At 59.5% G+C, this 26,528-nt stretch carries 23 protein-coding genes; 8 read left to right on the top strand and 15 right to left on the bottom strand.

The features are described 5' to 3' along the window. Positions 1–3 precede the first annotated feature (3 nt). Both IF205_RS01370 and IF205_RS01365 read right to left on the bottom strand, forming a co-directional pair. The gene (locus IF205_RS01370; protein ID WP_259781496.1) at positions 4–855 is read right to left on the bottom strand and encodes a LysR family transcriptional regulator; all 852 of its coding nucleotides are present in this window, start codon (positions 853–855) and stop codon (positions 4–6) included. A 9-nt stretch (positions 856–864) separates the two neighbouring features. Continuing rightward, positions 865–2,979, bottom strand: a complete 2,115-nt coding sequence (locus tag IF205_RS01365; protein ID WP_259781495.1) for a methyl-accepting chemotaxis protein — start codon at positions 2,977–2,979, stop codon at positions 865–867. A 213-nt stretch (positions 2,980–3,192) separates the two neighbouring features. On the opposite strand from IF205_RS01365, the gene IF205_RS01360 reads away from it, so the two are divergent. Then, complete coding sequence (locus IF205_RS01360; protein ID WP_259781494.1) at positions 3,193–3,792, top strand: cysteine hydrolase family protein; 600 nt, start codon at positions 3,193–3,195, stop codon at positions 3,790–3,792. Here IF205_RS01360 and IF205_RS01355 read toward each other — a convergent pair. After that, complete coding sequence (locus tag IF205_RS01355; protein ID WP_259781493.1) at positions 3,789–5,201, bottom strand: DNA recombination protein RmuC; 1,413 nt, start codon at positions 5,199–5,201, stop codon at positions 3,789–3,791. The genes IF205_RS01360 and IF205_RS01355 overlap by 4 nt on opposite strands. A gap of 126 nt (positions 5,202–5,327) precedes the next feature. Between IF205_RS01355 and def the strand changes: the two genes are divergently transcribed. Both def and fmt read left to right on the top strand, forming a co-directional pair. Continuing rightward, a complete protein-coding gene (gene def, locus IF205_RS01350; RefSeq protein ID WP_259781492.1) occupies positions 5,328–5,849 on the top strand; it encodes a peptide deformylase in 522 nt (173 codons plus the stop codon). Positions 5,850–5,869: 20 nt separating this feature from the next. Next, entirely contained in the window at positions 5,870–6,796 is a 927-nt protein-coding gene (fmt, locus tag IF205_RS01345) for a methionyl-tRNA formyltransferase (protein ID WP_259781491.1), read from the top strand. An 18-nt stretch (positions 6,797–6,814) separates the two neighbouring features. Here fmt and IF205_RS01340 read toward each other — a convergent pair whose 3' ends face one another. The 6 genes from IF205_RS01340 to IF205_RS01315 form a co-directional block, all read right to left on the bottom strand. Continuing rightward, on the bottom strand, positions 6,815–7,351 hold the full coding sequence (locus IF205_RS01340; RefSeq protein WP_259781490.1) for a hypothetical protein: 537 nt from the start codon (positions 7,349–7,351) through the stop codon (positions 6,815–6,817). A 145-nt stretch (positions 7,352–7,496) separates the two neighbouring features. Next, on the bottom strand, positions 7,497–9,479 hold the full coding sequence (locus IF205_RS01335; RefSeq protein ID WP_259781489.1) for a Gldg family protein: 1,983 nt from the start codon (positions 9,477–9,479) through the stop codon (positions 7,497–7,499). Between the two features lie 2 nt (positions 9,480–9,481). Next, a complete protein-coding gene (locus IF205_RS01330) occupies positions 9,482–10,216 on the bottom strand; it encodes an ABC transporter permease subunit (protein ID WP_259781488.1) in 735 nt (244 codons plus the stop codon). Continuing rightward, positions 10,209–11,162: an ABC transporter ATP-binding protein gene (locus IF205_RS01325; protein ID WP_259781487.1), complete on the bottom strand. Its 954-nt coding sequence runs from the start codon at positions 11,160–11,162 to the stop codon at positions 10,209–10,211. Before IF205_RS01325 ends, IF205_RS01330 begins: the two co-directional genes overlap by 8 nt. 184 nt (positions 11,163–11,346) lie before the next feature. Continuing rightward, complete coding sequence (locus tag IF205_RS01320; protein ID WP_259781486.1) at positions 11,347–11,790, bottom strand: tetratricopeptide repeat protein; 444 nt, start codon at positions 11,788–11,790, stop codon at positions 11,347–11,349. Between the two features lie 186 nt (positions 11,791–11,976). Next, a complete protein-coding gene (locus IF205_RS01315; protein ID WP_259781485.1) occupies positions 11,977–13,455 on the bottom strand; it encodes a tetratricopeptide repeat protein in 1,479 nt (492 codons plus the stop codon). A gap of 225 nt (positions 13,456–13,680) precedes the next feature. Between IF205_RS01315 and IF205_RS01310 the strand changes: the two genes are divergently transcribed. The 5 genes from IF205_RS01310 (at position 13,681) to IF205_RS01290 (ending at position 19,999) form a co-directional block, all read left to right on the top strand. Beyond that, on the top strand, positions 13,681–14,778 hold the full coding sequence (locus IF205_RS01310) for a 3-hydroxyacyl-CoA dehydrogenase family protein (protein WP_259781484.1): 1,098 nt from the start codon (positions 13,681–13,683) through the stop codon (positions 14,776–14,778). A 185-nt stretch (positions 14,779–14,963) separates the two neighbouring features. Then, positions 14,964–16,229, top strand: coding sequence for a hypothetical protein (locus tag IF205_RS01305; RefSeq protein WP_259781483.1), 1,266 nt, complete (start codon positions 14,964–14,966; stop codon positions 16,227–16,229). Between the two features lie 62 nt (positions 16,230–16,291). Next, positions 16,292–17,110, top strand: coding sequence for a trypsin-like serine peptidase (locus IF205_RS01300; RefSeq protein WP_259781482.1), 819 nt, complete (start codon positions 16,292–16,294; stop codon positions 17,108–17,110). 40 nt (positions 17,111–17,150) lie between these two features. Beyond that, entirely contained in the window at positions 17,151–19,136 is a 1,986-nt protein-coding gene (gene mnmC / locus IF205_RS01295) for a bifunctional tRNA (5-methylaminomethyl-2-thiouridine)(34)-methyltransferase MnmC2/FAD-dependent 5-carboxymethylaminomethyl-2-thiouridine(34) oxidoreductase MnmC1 (protein ID WP_259781481.1), read from the top strand. 83 nt (positions 19,137–19,219) lie between these two features. Next, positions 19,220–19,999 (top strand): ABC transporter ATP-binding protein, encoded by a 780-nt coding sequence (locus tag IF205_RS01290; protein ID WP_259781480.1) that lies wholly within the window; start codon positions 19,220–19,222, stop codon positions 19,997–19,999. A gap of 27 nt (positions 20,000–20,026) precedes the next feature. Here the strand turns inward: IF205_RS01290 and IF205_RS01285 are convergent, their stop codons facing one another. The 6 genes from IF205_RS01285 to IF205_RS01260 all read right to left on the bottom strand — a co-directional run bounded on the left by IF205_RS01285 (position 20,027) and on the right by IF205_RS01260 (position 26,488). Then, positions 20,027–20,218 carry a YqaE/Pmp3 family membrane protein gene (locus IF205_RS01285; protein ID WP_259781479.1) on the bottom strand — a complete coding sequence of 64 codons (192 nt, stop codon included), beginning with the start codon at positions 20,216–20,218 and terminating at the stop codon, positions 20,027–20,029. A 28-nt stretch (positions 20,219–20,246) separates the two neighbouring features. Continuing rightward, a complete protein-coding gene (locus tag IF205_RS01280) occupies positions 20,247–20,525 on the bottom strand; it encodes a DUF6460 domain-containing protein (RefSeq protein ID WP_259781478.1) in 279 nt (92 codons plus the stop codon). A gap of 80 nt (positions 20,526–20,605) precedes the next feature. Then, positions 20,606–21,466, bottom strand: a complete 861-nt coding sequence (locus tag IF205_RS01275; RefSeq protein WP_259781477.1) for an OmpA family protein — start codon at positions 21,464–21,466, stop codon at positions 20,606–20,608. A gap of 229 nt (positions 21,467–21,695) precedes the next feature. After that, the gene (locus IF205_RS01270) at positions 21,696–23,240 is read right to left on the bottom strand and encodes a DUF3369 domain-containing protein (protein ID WP_259781476.1); all 1,545 of its coding nucleotides are present in this window, start codon (positions 23,238–23,240) and stop codon (positions 21,696–21,698) included. Positions 23,241–23,336: 96 nt separating this feature from the next. After that, on the bottom strand, positions 23,337–25,976 hold the full coding sequence (locus tag IF205_RS01265; protein ID WP_259781475.1) for a hybrid sensor histidine kinase/response regulator: 2,640 nt from the start codon (positions 25,974–25,976) through the stop codon (positions 23,337–23,339). Beyond that, positions 25,973–26,488, bottom strand: coding sequence for a putative pterin-binding protein (locus tag IF205_RS01260; RefSeq protein ID WP_259781474.1), 516 nt, complete (start codon positions 26,486–26,488; stop codon positions 25,973–25,975). Before IF205_RS01260 ends, IF205_RS01265 begins: the two co-directional genes overlap by 4 nt. Positions 26,489–26,528: the final 40 nt, after the last annotated feature.

Genomic DNA, 26,528 nt, shown 5'->3' with positions numbered 1-26,528 from the left:
AAATTAGCCGGAAATCTCTTCCTTCCGGCTGGTGAATGTCTCGTCAATCCAGTCGACAACTGCCCGCACGGCACGGTTCCTGCGGGCAGTTTCATGAATAAGCAGCCAGACTTCCCGGGTGACCTGCGGCGGCTTGCCGGCCTCGACACGGGTCAATAGCGGGTCCTGATCGGCCCGGACACAGGCCAGCATGGCGCGGCCAAGGCCCTGACCGGTTGCCTTCTGCAGCAGGTTGACGCTGTTGGAACGCAGGACCGGTGGCTGGTCATTCATTTGCCGGCGCAGCCATTGCGCCTCCGGCAGGTGGTCCAGGCTCTCGTCATAGCCCAGCCATTGCTCCCTTGCGCCCGCGCGGGCCTCATAAAGCGCAAAGCCCAGCTCACAGAGCTTGCGGGTGACCGCCGTGCCGCCCTGGGGGCGGTTGAGGCGCAGGGCGATATCGGCCTCCCGCCGCGACAGGTTCAGATTGTCATGACCTGCAATCAGCTCAAGCCGGATATCGGGGTAGGTATCGTTGAAGGCGGTCAGCGCCGGACCCAGGATATCCGTAATCAACGCCTCGACCGTTGCGACCCGGACGGTGCCGCGCGGGGCAAGCTGCAGGTCACCTGCCGTATGCAGGGCCTGGGCGACCTCCCGTTCCATATGTTCGGCGTGGACCAGAATGGTGCGGCAGGCCTCCGTCGGGACCAGCCTGCCGTCGACCCGGTCGAACAACGGTATGGCGAGCCCGGAAGACGCCTGCTGAATGCGCCGGGTAATTGTTGTCTGATTGACTTGAAGGGCCGTCGCGGCAGCGGAATAGGTTCCGCCACGGGCGACGGCCAGTACATATTTGAGGTCGTCCCAATCCATCTGACGTTATCAGCCCCCGGACCGGTTCTGCGAATTGGCGCGCACGGCCTCCAGGAAGTCGGCGACGTTACGGCGCAGGCGATCCGCCGTTTCCTCAAGGCTGCTGACGGAGGATTCCACGCTGTTGGTGGTTTTGCGAACGCCCCCCATCTTGTCGGTTACTTCGCTGATGCTTAGGGCAAAACGCTGTACCCCGCCGGAGGCTTCGGAGGCGCTGTTGGCAATTTCGCGCGTTGCGGCGCTTTGCTCTTCCACCGCAGCCGCGATGGCGCTGGAAATCTCACGCACCCGCCCGACAACATTGTCGATGCGCTCTATACGGTTGACGGCGGCATCGACGGCGGTCTGCACCTCGGTGACCTGGCCGCTGATGTCATCGGTTGCCTTCTGCGTTTGCTGGGCCAGGCTTTTGACCTCGGTGGCAACCACGGCAAAGCCCTTGCCTGCCTCACCTGCGCGGGCGGATTCGATGGTCGCGTTCAGGGCCAGCAGGTTGGTCTGTTCCGCAATATCCTGAATCAGGGTGACGACCTCGCCGATATGTTCCGCCTTGCTGGCCAGGTCCCGGATTGCGCCCGATGCGGCCCCGGCTTCGGAAGCGGCTTCGCCGGAGACCTCGCTGGCGCGGGAGACCTGTTCGGCGATCTCCTCGATCGATGCCAGAAGTTCATCTGCGGCAGAGGCAACGGTTGCCACATTGCCGGATGCATTTTCTGCCTCCTGATCGGCCTCTTCGGTCCGGGCGACGGTATCGCGAACCAGATCGGCCATCTGGTCGGCTGCCTGTTTCAGCGTGGATGCCGCATCGCTGACGCCTGTCACGGCGGCGCCGGCGCCTGCCTCGAAATCATCGGCGACCTTGGCGGCGGCCTGCTGACGTTCCTCCAATACGCGGGCCTCATGGGCGCGGGCTTCTTCCTGCAGGCGGTTGGCTTCCAGTGAACGTGCCCGGAAGTCTTCCAGCGCGGCTGCCATCTTGCCCGTTTCGTTACTGTGATCGCGGTAGGGGATTTCGATCTCAAGGTTGCCGCTGCTCAATTCACCCATCGTGCCCGCAAGGCGCAGGATGGGGGCGGCGAGGAAACGGCCCAGAACCCAGGCGGCAACAATGGAGGCCAGGACCACCAGAAGGCCGATGATCAAGGCTTCGTTCCGGGCGGCAGTCGCCTCGGCGAGAACGGAGTCCATCGGCACGGCGCTCGCAAGCAGCCAGCGGTCCTTGCCGCCGGAGAAGGTCAGCGCACTTACCGCAATCAGATTTTCATTTCCCTGATCGTCCGTGATGGTTTCCGGGCCGTTTTCGGCAATGGAGGCAGCCTGTTCCAGTGACAGACCGGTTTCCGCAACGCCTTTGCCCAGCAACGCCTTGTCAGGATGGGCGACGATGCTGCCGCTTTCCGAAATCAGCCAGACCTTTCCGGTGCCCAGCGGGCGTGTCTCCGCCGCCATCCGCTGCAGGGCGGCCAGCGCAACGTCAACACCTGCGGACCCGACGACCTTGCCGTCGATATAGATCGGGGCGGCGGTCGAGGTCATGACAACCTGTTCCTTGGCGTCGCCGATTTCCTCGGTATAGACATCCGTCACAACCAGCCGCTTTTCGCTGGTCGGCGCGGCGAAATATTCGGATTCATATTCTTCCGACACATCATAGGTCGGGTCGTTGGTATCCTGCTTGATCGCGCCATTGTCGCGAATCCAGTAGGGGGTGAACACGCCGTTTTTGTCATGTTCGGGTTTGCCCGCATAGTCGGCATCGGCCCCGTCCAGGGCGTTGGGCCGCAGGACGGTCCAACTGCCGAACCAGTCAGGACGGGCCTCCAGTTGACGTTTAAGAAGCAGGGACAGCGCCTTGCGGTCGACCTTGCCGCCGTTCTGCCGTGCCGCATCCCCTGCGGCCCCGATGGCATCTGCCATTGCCAGGGATGCGGTGCCTGCCTCGTCGATGAATTGCTGCATGTCACCGGCGGCAAGCGCCACTTCGCTTTGTGCCCGCGCAATCCCGGCATCCTGTGCGGCGCGGAAGGCGCGCCAGGACGAATGGCCGATGACGATGCCCAGGGCCACGATAACTGTTAAGGCAGAAAATACTGCGATCTTGGCGGCAAGTGAAAAGCGCTTCATGGAAACCCCCTGCTGTCTGTCCACTGCTGAAGTCGATGAACGACTGGTCCAAACCCATTATTTTTTCTTAAGACTTTCAGGAGTATAGCGGAAAACAGGCTGTCGTGGTGAAAATCTGCAAAAATGCAGGACTATGTTGCGATTTCCCTGATGTATTCGGTGATTTGGCAGGCGTAGAACGGGAACATGTTCTGACCTTGAAGGAGTGAAACCGTGGCTCAGCCCAAAACCCTGTTGCAGATGGCCGGTGTGGACCCGAAACCCCATCGCCTGAGTGAATCCGTCCTGCTGCTGATCGATATGCAGAATGAATATGAAACCGGTGCCCTGCCCCTGCCCGATGTGCGGGCGGCGACCAAAGAGGCCGCAATCCTGCTGGAACGGGCGCGGGCGGCGGGCACGCCGGTGGTGCATGTTCAGCATAAGGGCGCACCCGGCGGCTTGTTCGATGTTGAGGACAAACGCGGCGGTTTCCTCGTGGATGTTGAACCGAAGCCCGGTGAACCGGTGGTGCAGAAGCCCAGGCCGAATTCCTTCTCCGATACCAACCTGCAGGATGTGTTGCAGGGCATTGGCCGAAAAAATCTGATCGTGGCCGGTTTCATGACCCATATGTGCGTCAGCGCCACTGTTCGCGTGGCGCTGGACCTGGGGTATGGCTCAACGGTTGTGGCGGATGCGACGGCGACCCGTGACCTGCCGGCACGCAATGGCGGCGTGATCGCCGCCCGTGACCTGCATGAGGCAGAACTGACCGCCCTGTCGGACCGTTTCGCTGTTATCGCCGATGGTGCGGCGGATATCCCCGACTAGTCGCCGTTACGGCCCAAGAGCGGCAGATCGGCGTCATCATCTTCGGAAACAACCTCTGTGTCCGCCTCGATGGCGTCGGTCTGTACGGTCAGGCGCGGGAATTTGGTATTCAGGCCCTTGGACGGCTGCGGCACGCCCATCTGGACCAGCTTCCGCGCCTTGGGCATGACGTTGCCGTTGATGGAGCCCGCCATCTTGTCAAAGGCAGACAGCGCGGTTTTCAGACCGTTGCCCACACGCACCCCGTTTTCGGCCATGGTGGCGATTGCCCCGATCAGCTTTTCCACCTCTTCGACGATGCGTTGCTGGTTTTCCTGTTGCTTGGCGAATTTCAGGCGCATGCTGGCCACGCCGACAGCGGCCCAGAGGCTGCTGGGGCCACCCAGGATGATGTCCCCGGCGGCGGCCTTCTGGGCGATCTGCGGATCGGCGGATAACAGTTTTTCCACGGCCCCGTCGTTGGGCAGGAACATAAAAGTGGTGACCTGTTTCGGGTCGCCCTCGTGATGCAGGTCGCGGAACTGCTGGCGGATGGCGTTGCTGTAGTCGCGGGTGGTCAAGTCGCGCAGATGTTTGTTCATGCTGGATTTCAGCTCGTTATAGGCCGCATCCAGGTCCTCGCCTCTTTCCTCGGCCTCCGCCAATGCGAGCAATTGCTTGGAGGCCTTGGCATCGATCACCAGCACGCAATCGCCCGGCAGGAAGACCAGCGCGTCGGGCCGCAGGCGACGGCCGTCCTCGCCATCCACCGTATGCTGCAGGCTGTAGTCCCGGCCTTCGGTCAGACCAAAGGCCTTCAATGTGTTTTCAAGCACGGTTTCCGCCGCATGGCCCGCGCTGGACGGGGCGGAAAGGGCACGGTGGATCACGTCCATGGTCTCGCCGGACATCTTGACCTGGCTGTCCAGGGCGGCGACGGATTTCACCACGCTCTCGAACTGTTCGTTGAGCTTTTTGGTGGTTTCATGGATGCGCTTTTCAGAGGCTTCCTTGGCGGCGTCGTTTTCGCGTTTATGGTCCGCCAGAAGCTTGTTGGAAAGCTCGGAGGCGGAACTGAGCGTGGCGGCCTTGGCGGCGGCCTCTGCCTGTTTGCGAAATTCTTCCCAATCGGCCAGGCGCTTGCGGGTTTCGGCTTCCTGCTGGCGGGCAAGGGCGGTTTCCTGACGGGCCTGCGCAAGTTCGCCCTGCGTTTCTTCATTCCGGCTGCGTAACTGTTGGATTTCGGCCTGGGATTCCTTCAGCCGCTGGTCCAGATACTGAATCTGGGTTTCCGCTTCGGTCAGTTGGCGGATATGGCCCTCGTCGACGACCGGCTGGCGGCGCTTTATCAGAAGCACCGCGACGAGTATTAGGCTGACTATGGTGGTTGCGCCCAAAACAAGGATGGGTGCGTAAGTCGCCGGATCCATGGAAAACCCCTTCAGTGACGTATGTGGTATACTGGTGTTCAGCTTGACGGGAAGCGCCAGAATGCCTACCTATTCCTCAGGATAAGGTGATTTGCACCCGTTTGCCAGAGTGAGAGACGGAACGTTATGGCTGTTTTGCCGATTTTGGTTGCGCCCAACCCTGTATTGAAGAAAAAGGCGGAACCGGTTGAAAAAGTGGATGCGGAAATCGTTCAACTGATGAACGATATGCTGGACACCATGTATGATGCGCCCGGCATTGGCCTGGCCGCACCGCAGGTTGGTGTGTCCAAACGCATTCTGGTCATGGATGTCTCCCGCGATGACGAGGAGGCAAAGCCGCTTCGCATGGCAAACCCGGAAGTCATCTGGGAATCGGAAGAACTGATGACCTATGAAGAAGGTTGCCTGTCCTTTCCGGAGCAATATGCGGAAGTTGACCGCCCGGCTCAGGTAAAGGTCCGTTTCCTGGACGAGAATAACGAAACCCGGGAAATTGAGGCCGATGGCCTGCTGGCCACCTGCGTGCAGCATGAGATCGACCATCTGGATGGTGTGGTTTTCGTGGATCATATCTCCACGGTCAAACGCGGTATGATCATGCGTAAGCTGAAAAAGCTTCAAAAGCTTAAAGCGGCGGCCGAATAGAAGAAGAAAGTCTCAAACATATGACAAAATTGCGACTGGCCTTTATGGGGACTCCCGACTTTGCCGTACCGGTATTGGAGGCCCTGATGGAAGCCGGTCACGAAGTCGTCTGTGTTTATTCCCAACCGCCACGCCCGGCAGGCCGGGGGCAGAAACTGCGCCCCAGCCCGGTGCAAAAGCGTGCGGAAGAGGCAGGGATTGAAGTCCGCTATCCGACCAGCCTGAAAGGCGAGGCCGAACAGGAAGCCTTTGCCGCGCTTGATCTCGATGCGGCGGTGGTGGTGGCCTATGGCCTGATCCTGCCGAAGGCGATTCTGGAAGCGCCGCGGCTTGGCTGCGTCAATGTCCATGCGTCTCTGCTGCCGCGCTGGCGCGGGGCCGCCCCGATCCAGCGGGCGATCCTGGCGGGCGACAGCGAGACCGGCGTCACCATCATGCAGATGGATCGGGGGTTGGATACCGGCGATATGCTGTTGGTGGAAAGTCTGCCGATCACCGACCAGACCTGCGCCCAACAGTTGCACGATGATCTGTCGGCAATGGGCGCGCGAATGATCGTGCCCGCCCTTGAGGGGCTTGCCAACGGCACGATCACACCGGTTCCGCAGCCGGAAGAAGGCGTTACCTACGCGGAAAAACTCGACAAATCCGAGGGGCGTATCAGCTGGTGCGAACCGGCGGATGTGGTCTCCCGGAAAATCCGTGCCTTCACGCCCTGGCCCGGTGCCTGGTTCGAGGCCGACGGTGAACGGATCAAGGTTCTGGAAGCGGAATGTATTGATTGCTGCAGTACGCCGGGCTTTGTGCTGGGTGACGACTTGACGGTAGTCTGTGGCAAGGGTGGCGTGCGCATCAAAAAGCTGCAGCGCCCGGGCAAGAAGCCCATGGATGCGGCGGACTTCCAGCGTGGCAAACCGATCTGCCGCGGCACGCATCTGCCCTACTGATTCTTCCGGATATCCGGCCTAATCGAACAGGGCGTCGATCTCGTCCTGGGAAATGGATGCGCCCGGTGACTGCGGGCCGTGCATGATGACATCCTCCGGTTCCGGCTCCTGATTGGCCAGTTCCTGGCTCATTTTCTCGATCGCTTCCTGGCCGCAAAGCTCCACCATGGCGTTGACGCGGTCTTCGACAAAGCGCAGGGAGCTTAGAATGCGCGTCACGCGCTGCCCGGTCAGGTCCTGAAAGCTACAGGCCTCCATGGCGCGCATGGATTCACTGGCGATTTTCTCACAGAGTTCCTTGGCGGCCTCATCCTCGACCATTTCGTTCAGTTGATCGGAATAGCCGGCGATGGTTTCGCTGGATTCCAGGATCACATGGGAGGCCTCCTCGGTGGACTGGGCAATCGCGGTCAATTGCTCCGACATGCTGTGGAAGGAACTTTTCCTCTCTTCGTTCGGTTTGGTGGCACCGGCGACTTCCTGGCGGAGGCGTTCCACGTAGCGCAGCAGGTTCTCTATTTCCGAGTTCAATCTGGCATCGAATTGTGCCGCCATTCGGGCCCCCCAATCGGTTTTGCTTTGCGTCTGTGTCATGCCGGTCGCCAGAACGATAGCATGCCGAATCCTAACGATCCATTGATGCACATAAGTTTGATAAGAAAAACCCCGGCGCTTTCACGCCGGGGTCTCGTCTTTCACGTCAGGCAGCCTTGCGCCGCCGTCTGCTGTTTCTCATCCAGCCAAGAACGAAGGCCGCGATGGCAACCAGCAAGGGTACCGCCACGATGTTCAGGAATATCACGCGGTTTTCCAACTGCTCGATATCCTGGCGAAGCTCGTGATTGACCGCCCGCAACTGCTTGCGTGTGGCCAGCAGGTCTTCGGTGAAGGATTTCATGGCCTTTTCGCTCTCGGGGTCTCCCTCGACGGCGATGGGCTCTCCTTTTCCGTCCTTGCGCAGGTCGGCCAGTTTCTTCTCTGTCGCGTCCAGTTTTTGCGACAGGGCCTGTTCCTTGGCCCGATATTGGTTCTCCGCTGCCTTGCGGATTTCCTCAATCCGGGTAAACGGACGCTGGCCGGTGCCACGGCTGCGCAGCGAGATCAGGTCGCCGGAGCCGTTCAGGTTCTCAAGGGCGTTGACGAACAGCGCCCCGTTGTCACCGAAAGGCACCATGACGCGCTGGCCGAAGAATTCCGTCACCTGAACCCAGAAACGGTCGGTCAGCATGTCGGTGTCGGCCACCACAATGGCGTTGATCGGCTGCTTGGATTGCGCCACGTGAGGCAGGAATTTCGGTTTTTCCTCCTCTTTCTTGGCTTGATCCTCGGCGCTTGCGGTTTCGTCGGCCTTGTCGCCACTGTCCGCCTTTGCCGGATCGTCGGCTTTTGCTTCCTCGTCCTTTTTCGGCGGTGGCGGCGGGCCATCCGGGAAGGCCGTCTGGACCGTGCCGCTGATCCGGGCGGCCAGAATGTGGCTCCGGTCATCTGCTTTGAAGTCTTTCAGCAGGCCCATGACGTCCGGCTGACGAAGTTTCTCCACGTCGATCAGGGCCGAATCCGCCGTGGTGGTGATCAGCGGCGTCATGGCCAGCGGGCTGCCGTCCTTGAGGCTGATGTCGCCCGCGCTGGGGATGAGCAACTGATCCACGCTGGCCAGGATGGCGTCATTCTGGTCGATATTGTCTGACTTCGGTTCAAGCCATGCGACAAAGGGAGCGGCGAAGGTCTGTCCGTCTTTACCGGCATTGACCGGACGGCCCAAAGTGCGGTCGCCGACCACCTTGCCTTTGGCAATGGAGATGCCCCATTTGTCGAACAGCTTGTTTAGCGCCGTTTCAGATGATTGCGGCGCATAGCCCGGCCGTCCCGCCGCGGCGGTCTCATACCACGGATCAAGGAAGAAGACGGCACGGCCGCCGCGCATCATGAACTGGTCGATGGCATAGAGCATTTCATCGTCCAGCTTGGCCGGGTTGATGACCGCCAGGATGTCCGGCTTCTGTTCAAGGAAATCGCCGGGTTCGAAAATCTGTTCGATCTTGAAGAAGTCCTGCGCCTGGGCAATGGCCGCCCAGGGGGTCGGTTCGCGCCCCTGCATCATGGCCGCATAATCGCCCATGGCCTGGGTGCCGGTGATCACACCCACGACGGGGTGTTGCGGGTGCGCCAGACCGTAGACCAGTTTGGCCAGATCATATTCCAGGAACCGTTCGCGGTTTGGCTGGAAGAAGGGGATAGAGGCATTCTTTTCCGCCCCTTCCTGGCGCCCGGACAGGCCCAGATAGACCGTTTCCCCGGAGGCATCCAGTGGCACGCCCTCCATGCCGTCTTCAACGGCCTGGTCTTCCTCTTCGGAAAAAGTGACGGGGTTTACTTCCTTGACCGTCACCTTGCCGTTGCTGATGGATTGGAATTCATGAAGCATATCGCGGACGCGATTGGCGTAAAGACCGTAGGACGGCACTTCCTGGCCCAGGTTCTGCGAGTAATAGAAGGTCAGATGGACCGGCTTTTCGATATCTTCGAGGATGTTTTTGGTCCCGTCGGACAGCGTGTAAAGGCGGTCTTCCGTCAGGTCCAGACGCCAGCCGGCCTTTGTCGCCATGGCGAGGTTGACGCCGATGAACAGAACGAAGGCCACAATGGCGAATACGATGCGTTTTCCGGTTAGAATATCCTGCATGATCATGCCCCCCGCGCGCGTTCAACCGCCAAGGTATTGGCGTAGAGGAAAAACAGAATGAAGCTGGCGAAATAGACAACGTCGCGCAGGTCGATGACACCTTTGATCAGGCCCTGGAAATGGGTCAGGAAGCTGAGCGATGCGATGAAATCCAGCACACTCTGCCCGGCCCAGCCGCTGAACAGGTTCAACACGATCGGCGACCCGGCGGCAGTGACCGCGAAACAGGCCGCGGTGGACAGAACGAAGGCGATCACCTGGTTCTTGGTCAGGGCCGACAGGCAGGCCCCGATCGCCAGATAGCCACCTGCCGTCAGCAGGCTGCCGACATAACCGGCAAGGATGACGCCGTTATCGGGGTGCCCCAGATAATTCACCGTCAGCCAGATCGGGAAGGTCAGGATCAGGGCGACGGCAGTGAACAGCCAGGCCGCCAGGAATTTGCCCGCCACCGCCTGGAAGGGCGTGATTGGCAGGGTCAGCAACAGCTCAATCGTGCCGCTGTGGATTTCCTCCGCCCACAGGCGCATGGAAATTGCCGGAATCAGGACGACGTAAAGCCAGGGGTGGAACTGGAAAAAGGCGGTCAGGTCCGCCTGGTTCCGGTCCAGAAAGCTGCCCAGGAAAAAGGTCAGCGTCCCGGCCAGGATCAAAAAGATGATGATGAAGACATAGGCCAGCGGGGTGGCGAAATAGGCGCCCATTTCCCGCCGAAAGATCGTTGCGATGTTACGCATGGGCGCTCTCCGTCGTCGGCGTGGAAATCTCCCCTTCGGTGAGCTGTCGGAAGACGTCGTCCAGACGGCCTCTTTCCACATAGAATTCCTGTGGCGTGATATTTTCCGCCTTCAGGCGTTCGGCGACCTGGGCGGCGATATTCTCGCCATTGGCCGGGCGCACGAACAGGCCGCCGGGGGCGTCATCCACCCCGGCCACCGGATCAAAGGATGTCAGGATGCCCAGCGCCTTGTCGCGGGTGGAGGCGTCCAGGCCCAGGCGGATGCCGTTATGGCGTGTGGATTGCGCCTCCAGTTCCTCCGGCGTGCCGTCGGCAACAATCCGGCCCTGGTCGATAATAATGGCGCGGCTGCAGACCGCCTCCACCTCTTCCAGGATATGGGTCGAGACGATGATGGCCTTTTCACTGGCCATCTCGCGGATCAGGTCCCGCACGTCATGTTTCTGGTTCGGGTCCAATCCGTCCGTCGGTTCGTCCAGGATCAGGACGTCGGGGTCGTGCAACAGGGCATAACCCAGGCTGACACGGCGCTTGAAGCCTTTGGAAAGGGTCGCGATCGGCTGATCCAGGACATGGGAGAGATTGGCTTTCTCAACGGCGGCGGCGACGGCGATTGCCGTGTCCTTGCCGCGTATGCCACGGATTTTCGCCGCGAAGGTCAGAAAGCTCTGCGGTGTCATATCCGGCCAGGAGGGCGCGCCTTCGGGCAGATAACCCAGGCGGGATTTGACGGCGACCGGATCATTCGTGACGTCAAAGCCACAGACCCGCGCCTTTCCCTCTGTCGGCACCAGATAGCCGGTAATCATTTTCATGGTGGTGGACTTTCCCGCACCATTCGGGCCCAGGAACCCTAAGACCTGTCCTTTCGGTACTTCGAAGGACAGATGGTCTACTGCGGTAAATGTCCCGAATTTCTTGGTCAGTTGGTCGAGTTCGATCATTGGTTCATTCTCACTCACGCTGTCTGCCAGTTCGGAGTTTATTGTTAAAAGTCAGAATCTTGTAAGTTCAGTTCTTGGAATGTGACGCCGATGCCAAAGGGCCTTCTGGCCGGTGGACCGGATAGAACGACACCACCGGGGCAGAGGCGAATGCGCCTGCCCCGTTGCGTGGCGATGGCAGGATTCAGCCGCCGGCTTTTTGGATGGATGTCTGAAGCGTGGTCAGTTCCGTGCAGCCGTCAGGGCAGAGGATTTTCAGCTTTTCCAACTGTGCCTTGGCCTGTTCCACGTTGCCCTGGCGCAGGTAAAGTTCACCGATATATTCGTTTGCACCAAGGTGGTTCGGTTCAATGGTCAACGCCCGTTCATAGGCGTCCCAGGCACGGTCCAGGTTGTTACTTTTGCGATAGCTGAACCCCAGCAGGTTCCAGGCATCGGCATTGTTGCCGTCTTTCTCAAGCAGGGCCTGCAAGGTTTTGATCGCCTCGCCATATTTGCCGTCATCCGCTTGGGACTGGGCGGTTTTCAGGTCCGGTGTCGGTTCGCTGTTGCCAAAGGACATGGCGAGCGCCGGGCCGGACATGAGAAGTCCCGCTATCACGGTGGCGTGGAACTTGGTCAATCGCATCGGTGTCTACTCCGCAAGAGGTCGGCGTTTAATCCTAACGCATTTTGCCGTTGCAACAGAAAATGGTGACAATTTTGTGGCAAAGTTGGATCACGACCTGCCGACCAGTATATCCCTAACTTCTCCGGCGGTATTATGACCCTGCTCTGTGTGCGGGCCAAGGGAAGAATGACCGAAGGGATTGAATCAGCGCTGATTATCCGGGTCGAAGCCGCCCATCATTGTCTGCAGGCGTCTTGCCAGTTCCTGCATCAGGCCGTGCCAGTCACCGGGATTCGGGCAATGGAACAGGTCCATTGTGGGATACCAGGGCGTGTCGCGTCCGCTTGCCTGCCAGCGCCATTCGGGCAGGCCATGGGGCAGGCAGCACCACACGGGTTTGCCGAGGGCGGCGGCCAAATGCGCAATCGCATTGTCGACGGAAATCACCATGGTCAGGCAATTGATGGCGGCCGCGGTATCCAGGAAGGCGTCCCGTCCCTCATCCAGTTCGGGGTCGAGATCTTCAATCGGCAGGCCAAGTTGCTGCAACTGTTCCCGGCCTTCGCCCTTCTGCAGGGAAAACAGCCTTATCCGGGGAAGACCGCACAGTGGTTCAAAGGCGGTAAGCGGGATGTGGCGTGTTCCTTCCCCGAAAAGGCGGCTGCCGCCCTGCCAGGAAATACCGATCCGCACGCCATCGCCCAGTCGTGACCGCCAGTGCGACAGTTCCGTCGGGTCCGCCCGCAAATAGGGGAAGCGCCCCGGCAAGTCCGGCGGGGACAGTTTTAGAAGGGCAGGCAGGCTCAACAGGCTGGTCTGCACATCGGCACGGGGTTTTGGGTCCCGGTCCGATGCGACTTCCACCGACCAGTGCGATCCTTTCAGCAGGCGGCTGATGGATGCCGGGCAGCGGTAGATAACCTGCTGTGCGGGGACCCTCTCCGCCAGCCGGCCGAATTGCAGGGCGTCCGACAGGCCGCCTTCGTGGTTGACCAGGAGGGTCTTGTCGTCGATGGCCTCGCCCTGCCAGGTCGGAATGCGTCCCCAGTCGGGTTTGTCCAGTTTGGTCCTGGCCTCGAAATAGTCCCAGCTATCCTGCCATTGGCCCAGGCTCAACTGCGCGCGGGCGAGGCGGAATTGCACCGCCGGGTCCGACCGGTGCAGCATGGCGGCCTGCTGGAAACAGCGCACGGCCTCCTGCCACTGGCCCTGTTTCCAACGCCCTTCGCCCATGCCAAGCAGGGCTTCCTTGTTGGCCGAATCCTGGTCAAGCACGGTCTGGAACCCTGCCATCGCCTCCATCACCGCGCCGCTCTTCAGCTTGAGCTGGCCAAGAGACAGCAGGGTGTCCACATCCTCCGGCGCGCGGGCAAGCGCATTATGCAGGCAGTTTTCAGCCTCTTCCCAGTTTTCCCAATGCATCAGCACCTTGGCCAGAATGCGCCACAGCGCCGGTTGCTGGGGCGCGCGTTCGACGGCGACACGGAAGGTGGCCTCCGCTTCGGCGATGCGGCCCTGTTCGAACAGGGTCTTGCCAAGGGCATAAAGGGTGGGCACATGATCCGGCTGCGCCAGCAGGATTGTGCGCCAGATCATGATCGCATCGTCCAGACGACCGGCCGCTTGCCGGCTTTGTGCGGCCTTCGTAAGTTTGACCAGTTTTGATTGCAGGTTGTCTGGCATTGCGCTCGTACAAATAACGGGAAGGGTTTCTATGACGTCACTTCGATATAATGCTGATTTCGGGAAAACTTCAACGGGCTATGGCAGATATCAGTCCGGAGCGCTAATTGCCGAACCGCCTCTCGACAATGCCGCATTGCAGCATTAGAGTCCGGTCAGGCTGTTATACAGCGATACAGTTTCACAAAAAGCCGGTGTTACCGGTACCACGGGAGACATGAGAAAATGACATTCAAACAGGTCGGCATTATCGGCGCCGGGACCATGGGGTCCGGCATCGCCACCAGCCTCGCCCAGCAGGGGGTTGAGGTCGTTATTATGGACACCACTGCCGAGGCTGTGGAGCGCGGCCTTGCCGCCGCCACCAAATTCTACAACCGCGCGGCGGAAAAGGGTAAAATGTCCGAGGCGGATGTGGATGCCGCCTCTGCGCGCCTGACCGGGGCGACCGATCTGGCGGCGCTCGCCGATTGCGATCTGATTATCGAGGCGATTTTTGAGGAATTCTCCGTCAAGGCGGACCTGTTCAAGCGGTTGAATGATGTTGTGGGCGACAATGTGGTGCTTGCCACCAATACATCGGCGCTGCGCGTGTCCGATCTGGCGGAAACGGTGGATAACCCCAGCCGCTTCCTCGGTCTGCATTATTTCAATCCGGCAGCCATCAATCCGATCGTGGAAGTGGTTCGCGGTGAAAAGACCGACCCGGCGATCTTCGACCGTTGCATGGACTTCTGCCGCAACACGGCGAAAAAGCCGATTGCCTGCAAAGACAGCTTCGGTTTTGCCATCAACCGTTTCTTCGTGCCCTATGGCAACGAAGCGGTGCGCCTTCTGGACGAAGGCCTGGGCACGGCTGCCCAGATCGACCGCGTCGCGCAGGACTGCCTGGGCGTTGCCGCCGGTCCCTTCGTCGTGATGAACCTGGTCAAACCGAAGATCATGTTCCATGCACAGCGCAACCTCGGCCCGCATGGGGCTTTCTACAGCATTGCCAAGACGCTGGCAGAGCGCGGCGACAGCGACTACGCCTTCGAGATCGAGGAAGACGCAACCGGCAAGCCGGAAAACGACGAGGTCATCGCAGACCGTCTGCGGGCGGCGACCTTCTTCCCGGTTTTGCAGGAAGTCGATGAAGACGTTGCCACGGCTGCCGACATTGACATGGGCGCGGGTCTGGCCCTGCGCTTTGGCAAGGCGCCTTGCGAGCTGATGGACAGCCTTGGCAAGGATGAGGTGCGCCGGATCGTATCGCTGGTGACCGACAATTATGATCATCAGATGCCTGTCAGCGTTGAAAAAGTGGGCAGCCTGCGCGCCTAGGCGGCCCTGTCTTCCCTTCTGGTCTAATGACCTGTTTCGCCCGGTCCCTTGTGGCCGGGCGATTCGCATTCTAACGAAATCTGGACTATACTTGACGCCGCTTTTCGCGCCGATCCTGAACCCGCGCCCAGAACGGGATTGCCAACGGGAAATCGGCAGAATGCAACGGGAAAGGCGTTACGCATATGGCCGTTGAGACGATCAGTCCAACCATCTTCAGCGGGGGCAGTATTTTCACCTCGCTTGGGGCCGGTCAGTACCGCGAGAGCGGCCTGGATGCCTTGTCGCGCAGCCTGCGCGCCGTCATCGACCCCCTGCCGCAAACCGACCTTCTCAAAAACAAGCTGGATCGATACGGTTTCAGCGCCGATACGCCGTCGCTGTTTTATCATCCCAACCGGTTGAGCCTTTCCAATACCATCCTGCTTTCATCCAAAATCACAGGGCCGCTGGATGTTCTGGACGGGGTGGACCTCAACGCCAACAGCGCAATTTTCCAGTTGCAGGAATTTGCGCTGATCGATCGCCTGCCGTTCTTGAGCAATCCGGCTGCGCGGATATTGAACGAGGCGGTTTTCGGCCCTGATGTCATCATGGATGTTTCCGACGAGGCGGCCAGCGCCATGGCGGCAGCGACCACAGCGCCAACTGTCAAACTGACGGACTACACCAGCCGCCCGAGCGAATATGAGGCCTTCGGTTCGACCTACGGCGGCGTTGCAAATAACAGCAGTCTGAATGCGGATTTTTACAGTCGTGTTTCTGTAGCTGCGGGCAACAGCGTCTCGTTGAATGATCTGCTGCGTGGCGCATCCACCGGGGCGCCGACCCATTATGCGATTTCGCTTCAAAGCGACACGGGGGGCGCTGGTATTGGTGAAATACAGGATCAGTTCGGCAATCCGGTTGCGGATAACACGGTGATCGCCGCGGCGGACCTTGCGAATTACACCTATGTTTCGCCTACGAACCCGGGCGGTGATTTTCTGGCCTTCATCGAATTGAGCGATCCGGGCGGTGACGGCACCTATGACGGGCGTGGAAACTATCAGGTTGTCGGCCTTGGGACCGGCGAGGCGGAAGGACGCCGCGTGGACGGTTCCGGCAGCGCGACGGATGCGGTGATTGACTATACTTTCTATACTGAATCCGGAACGGCGACCAAGGAGTTGGACCTCGTCTTCTCCGGGGTGAGTTCCCTCGGCTATACCAATGCACTGGACGCCATTAACGGCGGGGCGTTACGGGTTCTGGTGAGTGAGGACCTGCCGGATGGCACAATCAATAAAGCCGTGGTCGACCTTTATGTGTCCGGGAACAACACTATTACCGCAAAATTTCCCTTCCCGGCGGCGGATGGGCTGGCGACCAACGGACTGAGTGTCGAAATCCGCGCCCTGGATTCCGGTTTTGACCTCTCGACGGTGGAGGTTCGTGCGGTCTTCGGATGATCTGCCACGGGTTTTCCTGTAAAAGACGGACTGTATTGCTGCTTTACGCAAGGGGTAGAATATTGCGTTTCATTGCCTGCCTTTTCTTCTGCTGCCTTTTCCCGTTGTTTCCCGCAAATGCGGATACCGCCGCGGCGGATTTCGGCGATAATGGCCGGGATATTGTCGATGCCAGTCACTATCCCTGGAGCGCGATGGGGCGGGTCCAATGGGCGGCGGTCGGGCACAAGGCCCATTGCACCGGCACGCTGATATCGGAAAAGGTGGTGCTGACGGCAGCGCATTGCCTGTTCAATGTCCGTGCGCGCAAATGGGTGTCGCCGGGGCTGGTGCATTTTGTTGCCGGATATCAAAAGGGCGAGTTTCTGGCGCATTCCGTCGCCAAGGCCATCTATCGCTCCAAGGACTTCGACCGCCTGGAGGGAGTGACTACCAAGAACCTGCTGTCGGACTGGGCCCTGCTTGAGTTGAAGGAACCCATTGGCGGCAAGACCGGTTTTCTGGGGTGGCGAATTCTCAATCCGCAGGAATTGCGTCAGGCCCAGAAAGACGGCCAGGAAGTCATGCTGGCGGGCTATCCGCAGAACCGGGCGCATGTGATCTCTGTCGATCATCCTTGCAAGGCCAGCATGGGGCAGCCACCGAACGCCCTGATCACCCATACATGTTATATTGTCGGTGGAGATTCCGGTGGTCCGGTCATGCTGCGCGACGGTAACAAGCTGACCATCATCGGGTTGAACAGCGCACGACGCGGAAATGGCGACACGGCCACGGCCAGTGCCGTTCCCTTGCTGCGTCTGCGCGACAATCTGCTCTCGGTGCTGGGGCTTTCCAACACAGACCATAAACGGGGGCAGGCCCCTCTTGCCTCGCGCTGACGGGCGGGTATAGAACCACTGGTTCACAGCAGAGGCAGGCATGGCCAGACTTCACAACGCAGACCTTGACTGGCGGGACGGCAAGACGCCGGAATCCCGGCAGTTCGGTGACATCTATTTTTCGCCGAAGGATGGCCTGGCGGAAACCCGCCATGTCTTTCTGGACGGTATTGGCGCGCCGGACATCTGGGCCGGACGCGATTGTTTTACCATTGGTGAGACCGGGTTCGGTACGGGTCTGAATTTCCTGGCAACCTGGGCCGCCTGGCGAAAGAAAGCAGCACCATCAAGCCGGTTGAACTTCCTCTCCGTCGAAGGTTTTCCCTTATCCGGAGACGCCTTGGGTAAGGCATTGTCTGTATGGGCAGAATTTTCCGAATTAACAGAAAATTTGGTTGATCTTTATCCGGAAATCCATCCCGGTTTCCATCGGTTGAGTTTCGATGACGGCCGGGTAACCCTGACCCTGTTATTCGGGCAGGTGGAGGAGATGCTGTCCCGGGTGGAGGGACAGGTGGACGCCTGGTATCTGGATGGCTTCGCCCCGTCAAAAAATCCGGACATGTGGCGACCGGCGGTATTTCAACAGTTGGCGCGCCTGTCAAAACCAGGTGCGCGGCTTGCAACCTTCACGGCGGCGGGACAGGTGCGCCGTGACCTGACCGAGGCGGGTTTTGCCATGCAGAAGGCCCCGGGCTTTGGCTATAAGCGCGAATGCCTGCGCGGTGCCTTTGAAGGAGAGGTGCACGCCTATACGGGTAAGCCATGGTTTGCCCCGGCTCCGGCGCAGGGTATTGCGGGACCGGTGGCGGTGATCGGTGGCGGGGTTGCCGGATTGACCGTGGCGCGGCGCCTGCGGCAGGCCGGGGCGGATGTCACCGTCTATGAACGCGATCGCCTCGGTGCGGTTGGGTCGGGCAACCGCGTTGGTCTCATCCAGCCCCGTCTCACGGCGGCGGACAGCCTTGACGGGCGGTTCAATGCGGCAGCCTATCTGCATGCCTGCCGTCATTATGACCAGATGGAAGCCGCCGGAAAGACCAGTTGGGTCGGACCTCGCGGTGTGTTGCAACTGGCGCGCGACGATGAAGAGGCGGAACGTTTCATGCGTCTGGTGGCGGAAGAACGCCTGCCCGGCAGCGTCATGCAACCCGTCACCGGCGATGCCGCTTCTGATTTGGCCGGTATTCCCCTGGATCGTCCTGGATTGTGGTTCCCCCATGGCGGGGGACTGAAGCCGCGGGCTGTTCTGGAGGCCTCTGCCGGGGACCTGTCGATATTCGAGCAGGCCACGATCGCGGGGTTGGAGCAAAGTGAGGGCGGCTGGGTCCTGCGCGATCCCGGTGGCAATGTCCTTCAGGAGACGCAGGCCGTGATCCTGGCCAATGGTCCCTTTGCCTGTGACCTGTGGCCGATTGCGGACCTGCCCCTGGTCGCCAAACGGGGCCAGGTGGTTCATCTCGCCGCCAGCGAAGCCTCACGCAAGCTGAAAGTCGGGTTGTCCTTCGGACGCTATCTGTCGCCGGCGGTCGAGGAGGCAGAGGGCTGTTTCCATGTCAGCGGGGCAAGCTTCAATCTCTGGGAAGGCATGCCGGAAGACGAGGATTGGCGGCAATTGCGCGACGAGGATGAGGCCGAAATTCTACAGGATGTGAGGGGTGTGTCCCGCTCCTTCGCCGATCTTCCGGCCTTGCCAAACAATCCGGGCCGGGCGGGGCTGCGGGCCTCGATCATCGATCATTTACCTGCGGTTGGTGCCGTTCATGACGGGGCCCATTTCGATCAAGCCTATGGCGATCTGCACCATGGCCGACGGCAGAGCGGCTATGGACCGGCGCGCTATTTGCCGGGGCTTTATGCGATGACGGGGCTCGGGTCCCGTGGTTTCCAGACGGCACCACTTTTGGCGGATATGCTGGTTGACCAGATGTTGGGCACGCCGCTGCCGGTGCCGCGGGATGTGACCGAAGCCCTGCATACGGGGCGCTTTCAAATCCGGCGGCTTCGTCGTCCGCCAAAGAGGTGACGCGCGCGGTTTTTCTTTTCCAAAGGGGAAGTTGCGATTAATCTGCGGCGCCAGTGCGTCAGCGAAGAAGAGGATAGCGACAGATGGCAGCGAATGGCGAAATCAGCATTCGGATCGAAGGCCTGACGAAGCGGTTTGGTAACCATCTGATCCTGGAAGATGTGAACCTGGAGGTGCCCAAAGGGTCTTCCATGGCGCTGATCGGGCCGTCCGCCAGCGGCAAGACGGTTCTGATGAAATGCCTTCTGGGGCTCTATCCGGTCGACGCCGGGCGGATTGAGATCGACGGTGTTGATGTGACCCATGCCCGCCCGGAAGAACGGGACGAATTGATGGACCGCATCGGTGTGCTGTTTCAGCAAAATGCCCTGTTCGACAGTATGACCATCTGGGAAAATATCTGCTTCCGTCCCCTGGCGAAAAAGACCCTGACCCGCCCGCAGGCGCGCGATCGCGCGGTGGAACTGCTGGCCAATGTGGGCATGGGGGAAGAGGTGGCGGACCTTTATCCGGCGGACCTGTCCGGCGGCATGCAAAAACGCGTCGGCCTTGCCCGGGCGGTTGCGGGCAAACCGGAAATCCTGCTGTTGGATGATCCGACGGCGGGCCTTGACCCGATCCTCGCCCATGCGATCGACCGGATGATCGACGGCATCGTGGCGGACCGTGGTGTGACGGCGGTGGCGGTGACGGGGGAGATGATGAATATCCGCCAGCGCTATCGGCGGCTGGCTTTGCTGCATGACCACCATATCCAGTGGCAGGGCCGGACGTCAGAGATTAACGACAGCCACCATGCAGCCCTGATGCAGATGGTCAATGGCGAGGCGGATGGCCCGATCCGAATGCAGCTTACAGACTGACCGGGCGCAAACCTGACCGCCGGCTTCTCAGCGATTGCCCATCGACTGGCGGATTTTCTTGTCCGTGTTGTACTGGCTCAGCGCATAAACCGACCAGATGGCGGCCGGAATCCAGCCGATCAGGGTAATCTGCAGGATCAGGCAGATGATCCCGGAAATGGGACGGCCGATCGTGAAGAACTGAAGCCAGGGAAGAAGCAGGGCAAGGATCAAACGCATAACAGACCTCTTGGTTTTTCCTTGTTGATTATTTACGGCGGGATTTGCGCTGCAGATAGTTCAGGCCGACGGCAATAGCCCAGATCGGCAGGACGATCAGCGCGCCCGTGATGATATAATTCGAAGCCCAGCCGATTGCATTGCGTACGGCATTATAGATGGCGGCGACGGTTTCGCCGAAATGGTCCAGGACATCGCGCGGGGTGATATCCAGCCAATGGATCACGAGCCCGACAATGAGCGATGCGATGACCAGCTTGATGATGGTGCCAAAAATAGACGTATTCGTCAGGTCGCTATCGGACATACCGCTTAACCACTGGGCCCTAGTTTACATAACAAAATGGGGTGCCCCCGCAGGGACACCCCACTTGAATAGCAGTTTCCCTAGCGAATGAAAACGAATTCCACGCGCCGGTTTTTCGGTTCACGCATATTGTCCTTGGTCGGTACCGCCGGGCGGTTTTCGCCATAGGAACTGGTGTCGATGGCGTTTGCCGGGACACCCTTGCCGATCAGGGCATTCCTGACGGCCATGACGCGTTTTTCCGCCAACTGGGCATTGTAGCCGTTATTGCCCGCCTTGTCGGTATGGCCCATCAGGCGGATCGTTTTCACGTCCATGTTTTTATAGACGCTGACGGCGTCGTTGATGGTCTGGTCCGATGCCCCCTGCAGTTTCGCACTGTCGAATGCGAAATAGACCGTCATGCCTTCCGGCAGCGGTTCGGCCATCTTCATCGGTTCTGCTTTTTTCATCGGCATCGGCTTCATCGCCGCATCGACCTTGTCCATGGCAGCCATGAAACCGGCACGGCATTTGGCGATGTCGTCGGGCTGCAGGTCTTCTTCCTGTTCCTGCATCCAGCAGTCGAACATAACCTGTGCATGGGCGGCGTCCATCGGTGCGGCTTCCTTGCCACCGGCAGCAAAAGCCTTCATCAGACGGGCGCGGGCGCTGGTCAGTTCCGGTACGGAGCGTTCCGGCAGACTACGGGCCGACATTTCTTCCGGCATGACCATCTGGCCTTCGGTGACCATTGCGGCGCGGTCGGTGAAATTACGACCGTCGGCCCAGTCATATTCATTACGTTCCATTTCGGCCAGTTGGACATAGCCCGCATGCAGGCCCTTTTCAAACTCACCACCGGCGGGGCCATTGGCCTTCACATCTTCAAAGCGGTTCGCACAGCCCACAGCCAAGACGGCAGTCAGGGCCAGAACGGGTAGACTTGTTCTGAGTTTCACGGTGCATCTCCTCTCTCAGCAGTCCAGTTATGCAGCGTGTCCCACCCTTGAATGAGAGTCAGCGACACGCCACTAAAATAACGACTTACTACCCCTCACACGTCATAAGAGTGCAGAAATTTGTGCAGAATGGCAATGGGTTATGCGGTTAAAGGCTTGTGAAAACCTGCTGCCGTGGCTGTAAAGAGGGACGGATGGGCCGCGAGAATAGTGGAGGGTTCTACAGGCTCTACGCCTTTTCCTGTATGGGATTGAGCGCAGCGAGTTCCTCTGCGTGAACCAGCAGAATATCGGTCAGGTTCGGGTCGAACTGCTTTCCGCGCTGCTGGCGGAAATAGTCCTTTATGTCGTCAATGGGCCAGGCGGATTTATAGCTGCGCGGACTTAGCAGGGCATCGTAAACATCCGCGATACCGACGATGCGGGCAAAGATGGGAATGTCTTCGCCCTTTTTGCCGCCCGGGTAGCCCTGCCCGTCCCATCGTTCGTGATGATATTTGGCGATGCTGGCAGCCGCCTGGAACAGGTCCTGGCTGGACTGGGAGAGGATATGGTGGCCGGTTTCTGTATGTTTCTCCACCAGCCTGCGTTCTTCCTCGCTCAGCTTTTCCGTCTTGTTAATGATGCTATCGGGAACGCTGACCATGCCGATGTCGTGGAACGGGGCGGCCTTGTAGAGGAGGTTGACGGACTTGCTGTCCAGGCCAACCTTGCGGGCCAGGAAGCGTGATATTTCCGCGACCCGGTCTGGATGATCGTCTGCCGCGGTGCATCGGGAACCGATGATTTCGCCGACTTCGTGCATCATCATCTGTTCGTTGGTGCGGAAGCGCTGCATGAGATAGAGATTGTCGAAGGCCACGGCGAGATTTTGGCCGAAGATGCGTACGAGGTCCGTATCGACCGCAGAAATATCCTCCAGGCCGCTGAGGTAAAGCAGGTTACGGGAACCGGTGCGGCTGATATAGGACCCGATATAGTCATGCTCACGGATGGTGATGTCGCTCTTGTCCAGATGCGTCATCAAATCCTGGCAGAGGTCTTCGGGCAGGGCGGTGCTCAGGGGTTTTCCGACGAAGGACTGGAATTTGCCGGTCCCGGCCTGGATGATGACGTTGTCGCCATCGGCGGTTACCGCCAGCCCGTCGTCTGCGCCATAGAAGGTGCCCTCGTCGATATGCAACAGGGCCGACAGTTGCTCCAACGCACCACGGGTGAATTTTTGCAGGCTTTGCAATTCAAACAGCGAGGCGGTCGATTCAATGATTTTTTGCAGGCCCTGGCGGTTTTTGTTGATCGCCATGATGTCGCGGTAGGAACGGAGCGTCGAATACATCAGGGTAAAGAGTTTGCGGGAGGTAAGCTCTGTCTTTTCCTTGTAGTCGTTGATGTCGTAATTGGCGATGACCTCGGTTTCCGGGGCCTGTCCGGGCTGGCCGGTACGCAGGATAATGCGGACGAAGCTGTTCTTGAGGTCTTCCCGGACCCAGCGCGCCAGTTCCAGTCCGGCATGTTCGGTTTCCATCACCACATCAAGCAGGATCATGGCGATATCCGGGCTGCCTTTCAGGATTTTCTGGGCTTCCTGGGCGCTGTAGGCGTTCAGGAATTCGAGCTGGCGGTCGGCAAAGGTAAAGCCGTCCAATGCCAGACGCGTGACCCGGTGCACTTCCGGTTCATCATCGACGACCAGAATTCGCCAGCAGTCAGGTTTTTTGCCCTGAGGTTGCTCTTCTTCGTCTTCTTCGAATTGCAGGAAGTCCTCGTCTGACATGGGGTATCCTTTCCCTAACCACCAGAGTTTAAGCGAGGGTGGTTAAGGAATGGTAACCTGATCCGGCTCCCGGACAATGAAATTTGTCACCCGCAATTACAGCGCCGCTTCCTTGTTCAGATACGTGATTACGGCTTTTTCATCACCCGCCAGAAGACTGTTCAGGCCTTCCGCCAGGGATTTGGCGTCATCGGTCCGGCCTTCCAGGCAGGCCATCTCGATCTGGCGTGCCCGCTCCGACGTGGCATTGAAACAGAATGCCCCGGCGGATGACTTCAGTGTGTGTGCTGCCTGGCCCATCGCCGCAAAGTCGTTATTCGCCAGGGTTTCGGCGATGGTCTTTATCAGGTGGTCCGCGTCTTTCGCGGCTTCCCGGGCCATGGAGAGCACTTCCTCCGGGCCGAGGTAATCGACCAGCGCATCGACCGCCTGCCTGTCGTCCGATGCGGATATGCCGGTTCGGCCCTGTGTATCCTGCGCAGGAGCCTCTCCGGGAACCGGGTTTATAATTCCGCCCCAGCGTTTCAGCACCCGCGCAAGGTCCGGCCGCTTGAGAGGTTTGGAAAGGAAGTCGTCCATGCCAGCCTGGAAGCAGGTGCGTTCGAAACCGGCGATGGCGTTTGCCGTCATGGCCACGATCGGCGTGTGCTTTTCACCGGCTTCCCATTCGCGGATACGCTGTGTTGTTTCCAGTCCATCCAGCCCCGGCATCTGAATATCCATGAATATCAGGTCATAGCTGATGGCCTGGACCGCACGGATGGCTTCGAGGCCATTGCCGACAACGTCGACGATCTGTCCGGCCTTCTTCAAAAGCAACTCGGCCACCTGACGGTTCACGCTGTTGTCTTCAACCACCAGAATTTTCATCTGTGTCAACCGGGCGGGGTCAAGGGCATCGGGCGTCGGCGCGGGGAGTATCCCTCCGGACGTGCTGGCGGAAGTGCCGTCGAGCAGGACATGCAAGGCATCCCGAAGGCTGCTCGGGCTGCAGGGGGTGTTCAGGATGCTGGTTACCTTCGCGCCGGGTTCATTTGTTGAGCTGCTGTTGCCAAACGTAATGATTGCGCTGCCCTCTGCCGCCCATTGGCTCACCTGTGCCCCGACCGGGGTGCCTTGCTGTGCCAGGGCGCCCGCAATGACAAAATCCGGCGCCAGACTGACGGTATTCGTGGCGTCTTCCTGGCTGGTCCAAAGTTTGACCCGCAGCCCCCATGCGGCCATCTGGTCCCGCAGCAACTGCCCGAAATCGGTACGTTCTTCGAGGATAACGACCGACTTTCCGGTCAGTTCCGAATCAGGCGTTGTGGCGTTGCTCTTCTCATTCGGCACGGCAGCGAAGGAAAGCTCGAACCAGAATTCGCTGCCTGCGTTCGGCTGGCTGTCTGCGCCAATGCTGCCGCCCATGATCTCACACAGGCGTTTTGAAATTGTCAGGCCCAGTCCGGTGCCGCCATATTCGCGGGAGGCGGAGGAATCGGCCTGGCTGAATTCCTCGAAAAGCCTTTCCTTCGTGCTGGCGTCAAAGCCGATCCCGGTATCTTTCACCGCAAAGCGCAGGCGGTGGTTGCCCTGAGACGGGGTCTCCGGCGGCGTGACATTGGTTATGCGGATGGTGACAGAACCACGGGCGGTGAATTTGACGGCGTTGCCGACCAGGTTCAGCAGAATCTGGCGGACACGGCCTGAATCGCCATGCAGCATTTCCGGGATGTCGGGGGCAATGAAATAGCCGACCGCCAAATTCTTCTCGTTGGCCCGGTGCCCTGTCAGGTCCAGGACGCTTTGAACCAGATGAGGCAGGTTGAAATCCACCTGATGCAGTTCGAGCTTGCCGGCCTCGATCTTGGAGATATCCAGGATGTCGTTGATGATCAGAAGCAGGGATTCCGCCGAATGTTCGATAGTCCGGGCCAGATAGCGTTGGCGGCTGTCCAGGCTTGTGTCCAGCAGCAGATTCGACATGCCTATGACCCCGTTCATCGGGGTGCGGATTTCGTGGCTCATGGTGGCCAGGAAGTTCGACTTGGCCTGATTTGCCTTCTCCGCCTGTTGCCGGTGATTTTCCGCATCGGCCAGGGCGTCGCGAAGCTGCCGGAGACCGAGGATTTGCTGAACGAACAATAGCAGGGCGCTCAACAGCATTGCGAAGACCAGGATCTGCAGGATCAGGAAACTGTCGACGCGTTCGTTACGCGTTGCAACGATCTGGTCCATATAGCCCTGGTTCACCGTGAGAACAAAACGGTTCACGATGGGGCGCAAGTTGTCCAGTTTGAGGCGAAGGAGGTGGATATGCTCGAAATTGCCGCTTTCCACCAGGCGGACGAGGTTCTCCATTTCCTCGATCTGGGCGGTAATCTGCGCCAGAAGGGCCTGTGACTCGTCGATATGCGTGATAACCTCGCCGATCTGGCCTTTGCGGAGGATCGGCAGGCGGCTGAGCAGGATTTCATAGGGGAGGCGAATGCCCGCATCGCCCAGATCGCCACGATATTCGGAATCCACGACAATGTTGCGGACGCGGTAAAGGCTTGCCTGCAACTGGTAGGAAGCCCAAAGCGGGGAATCGCTGGCGCTGGCTGCCTCGCGACGCGCGGAATCGTTGAGCCACAGGATCATGCCGACAGAACAGGCGACCAATAACAGAAGCGTCGCTATCAGAAATATCGTCAGATAGCGGCCGATCCTTGATTGGCCCGTCTTTCGCGGGCGGCTGTCATTGGCGCGCGTCACTTAATCTTCAAATCCTTCACCTGCCACACAGAGCGTGCGAAATAGGTTTCGTTCCTGAGAGTTTCATTCTGATTAAAGGGATAGATAATGAATATCGGGCCCTTGTCACGTATCGCCAGATACTCGCCGTTTACTTTCAGGGCCAGCAGGACGCCCTTGTCCTGAAAATCCGACAGCGGTATTTCCGCACTGTACTGGTTAAGCGCGGTTGCAACCACGGTCTTGCCGTCGGCGCCGACGTAATCCAAAAGCCGCCTGGCAAGAACCCCTTCGAAGGTGACAGCTTCATCATACCATGGCGTGTCCGTCGTAATCCGGGTAACGCCAAGCCCCTCCAGAAGGCTGCGGTCGAATTTGGCTGTCTCGCCATCGGTGGTATTGGCGATGTGGCCGGAGACGGTCAAGATCACCGGGCCTTGCGGTGCAGGAAGGTTTTCGGCGCCGGAGGCTGATGAAACTGCAAAAAAGGCGACTGCCATCACGGCCAGACCCGATTTAACGAATGCGCGCATGGATTTACTTTCACAATTACAGTCGGTCTTGCGGAGGGGC

Source organism: Aestuariispira ectoiniformans, from assembly GCF_025136295.1.
Lineage (GTDB): Bacteria > Pseudomonadota > Alphaproteobacteria > UBA8366 > Aestuariispiraceae > Aestuariispira_A > Aestuariispira_A ectoiniformans.
Note: the sequence above shows the minus strand (reverse complement) of the source record. Positions and strands in the feature narration are given on the sequence as shown.

Coding starts and splice junctions, on each gene's coding strand:
- IF205_RS01370 (WP_259781496.1), bottom strand. CDS start 855: ATGGATTGGGACGACCTCAAATATGTACTGGCCGTCGCCCGTGGCGGA.
- IF205_RS01365 (WP_259781495.1), bottom strand. CDS start 2,979: ATGAAGCGCTTTTCACTTGCCGCCAAGATCGCAGTATTTTCTGCCTTA.
- IF205_RS01355 (WP_259781493.1), bottom strand. CDS start 5,201: ATGGATCCGGCGACTTACGCACCCATCCTTGTTTTGGGCGCAACCACC.
- def (WP_259781492.1), top strand. CDS start 5,328: ATGGCTGTTTTGCCGATTTTGGTTGCGCCCAACCCTGTATTGAAGAAA.
- fmt (WP_259781491.1), top strand. CDS start 5,870: ATGACAAAATTGCGACTGGCCTTTATGGGGACTCCCGACTTTGCCGTA.
- IF205_RS01340 (WP_259781490.1), bottom strand. CDS start 7,351: ATGGCGGCACAATTCGATGCCAGATTGAACTCGGAAATAGAGAACCTG.
- IF205_RS01335 (WP_259781489.1), bottom strand. CDS start 9,479: ATGCAGGATATTCTAACCGGAAAACGCATCGTATTCGCCATTGTGGCC.
- IF205_RS01330 (WP_259781488.1), bottom strand. CDS start 10,216: ATGCGTAACATCGCAACGATCTTTCGGCGGGAAATGGGCGCCTATTTC.
- IF205_RS01325 (WP_259781487.1), bottom strand. CDS start 11,162: ATGATCGAACTCGACCAACTGACCAAGAAATTCGGGACATTTACCGCA.
- IF205_RS01320 (WP_259781486.1), bottom strand. CDS start 11,790: ATGCGATTGACCAAGTTCCACGCCACCGTGATAGCGGGACTTCTCATG.
- IF205_RS01315 (WP_259781485.1), bottom strand. CDS start 13,455: ATGCCAGACAACCTGCAATCAAAACTGGTCAAACTTACGAAGGCCGCA.
- IF205_RS01310 (WP_259781484.1), top strand. CDS start 13,681: ATGACATTCAAACAGGTCGGCATTATCGGCGCCGGGACCATGGGGTCC.
- IF205_RS01305 (WP_259781483.1), top strand. CDS start 14,964: ATGGCCGTTGAGACGATCAGTCCAACCATCTTCAGCGGGGGCAGTATT.
- mnmC (WP_259781481.1), top strand. CDS start 17,151: ATGGCCAGACTTCACAACGCAGACCTTGACTGGCGGGACGGCAAGACG.
- IF205_RS01290 (WP_259781480.1), top strand. CDS start 19,220: ATGGCAGCGAATGGCGAAATCAGCATTCGGATCGAAGGCCTGACGAAG.
- IF205_RS01285 (WP_259781479.1), bottom strand. CDS start 20,218: ATGCGTTTGATCCTTGCCCTGCTTCTTCCCTGGCTTCAGTTCTTCACG.
- IF205_RS01280 (WP_259781478.1), bottom strand. CDS start 20,525: ATGTCCGATAGCGACCTGACGAATACGTCTATTTTTGGCACCATCATC.
- IF205_RS01270 (WP_259781476.1), bottom strand. CDS start 23,240: ATGTCAGACGAGGACTTCCTGCAATTCGAAGAAGACGAAGAAGAGCAA.
- IF205_RS01260 (WP_259781474.1), bottom strand. CDS start 26,488: ATGCGCGCATTCGTTAAATCGGGTCTGGCCGTGATGGCAGTCGCCTTT.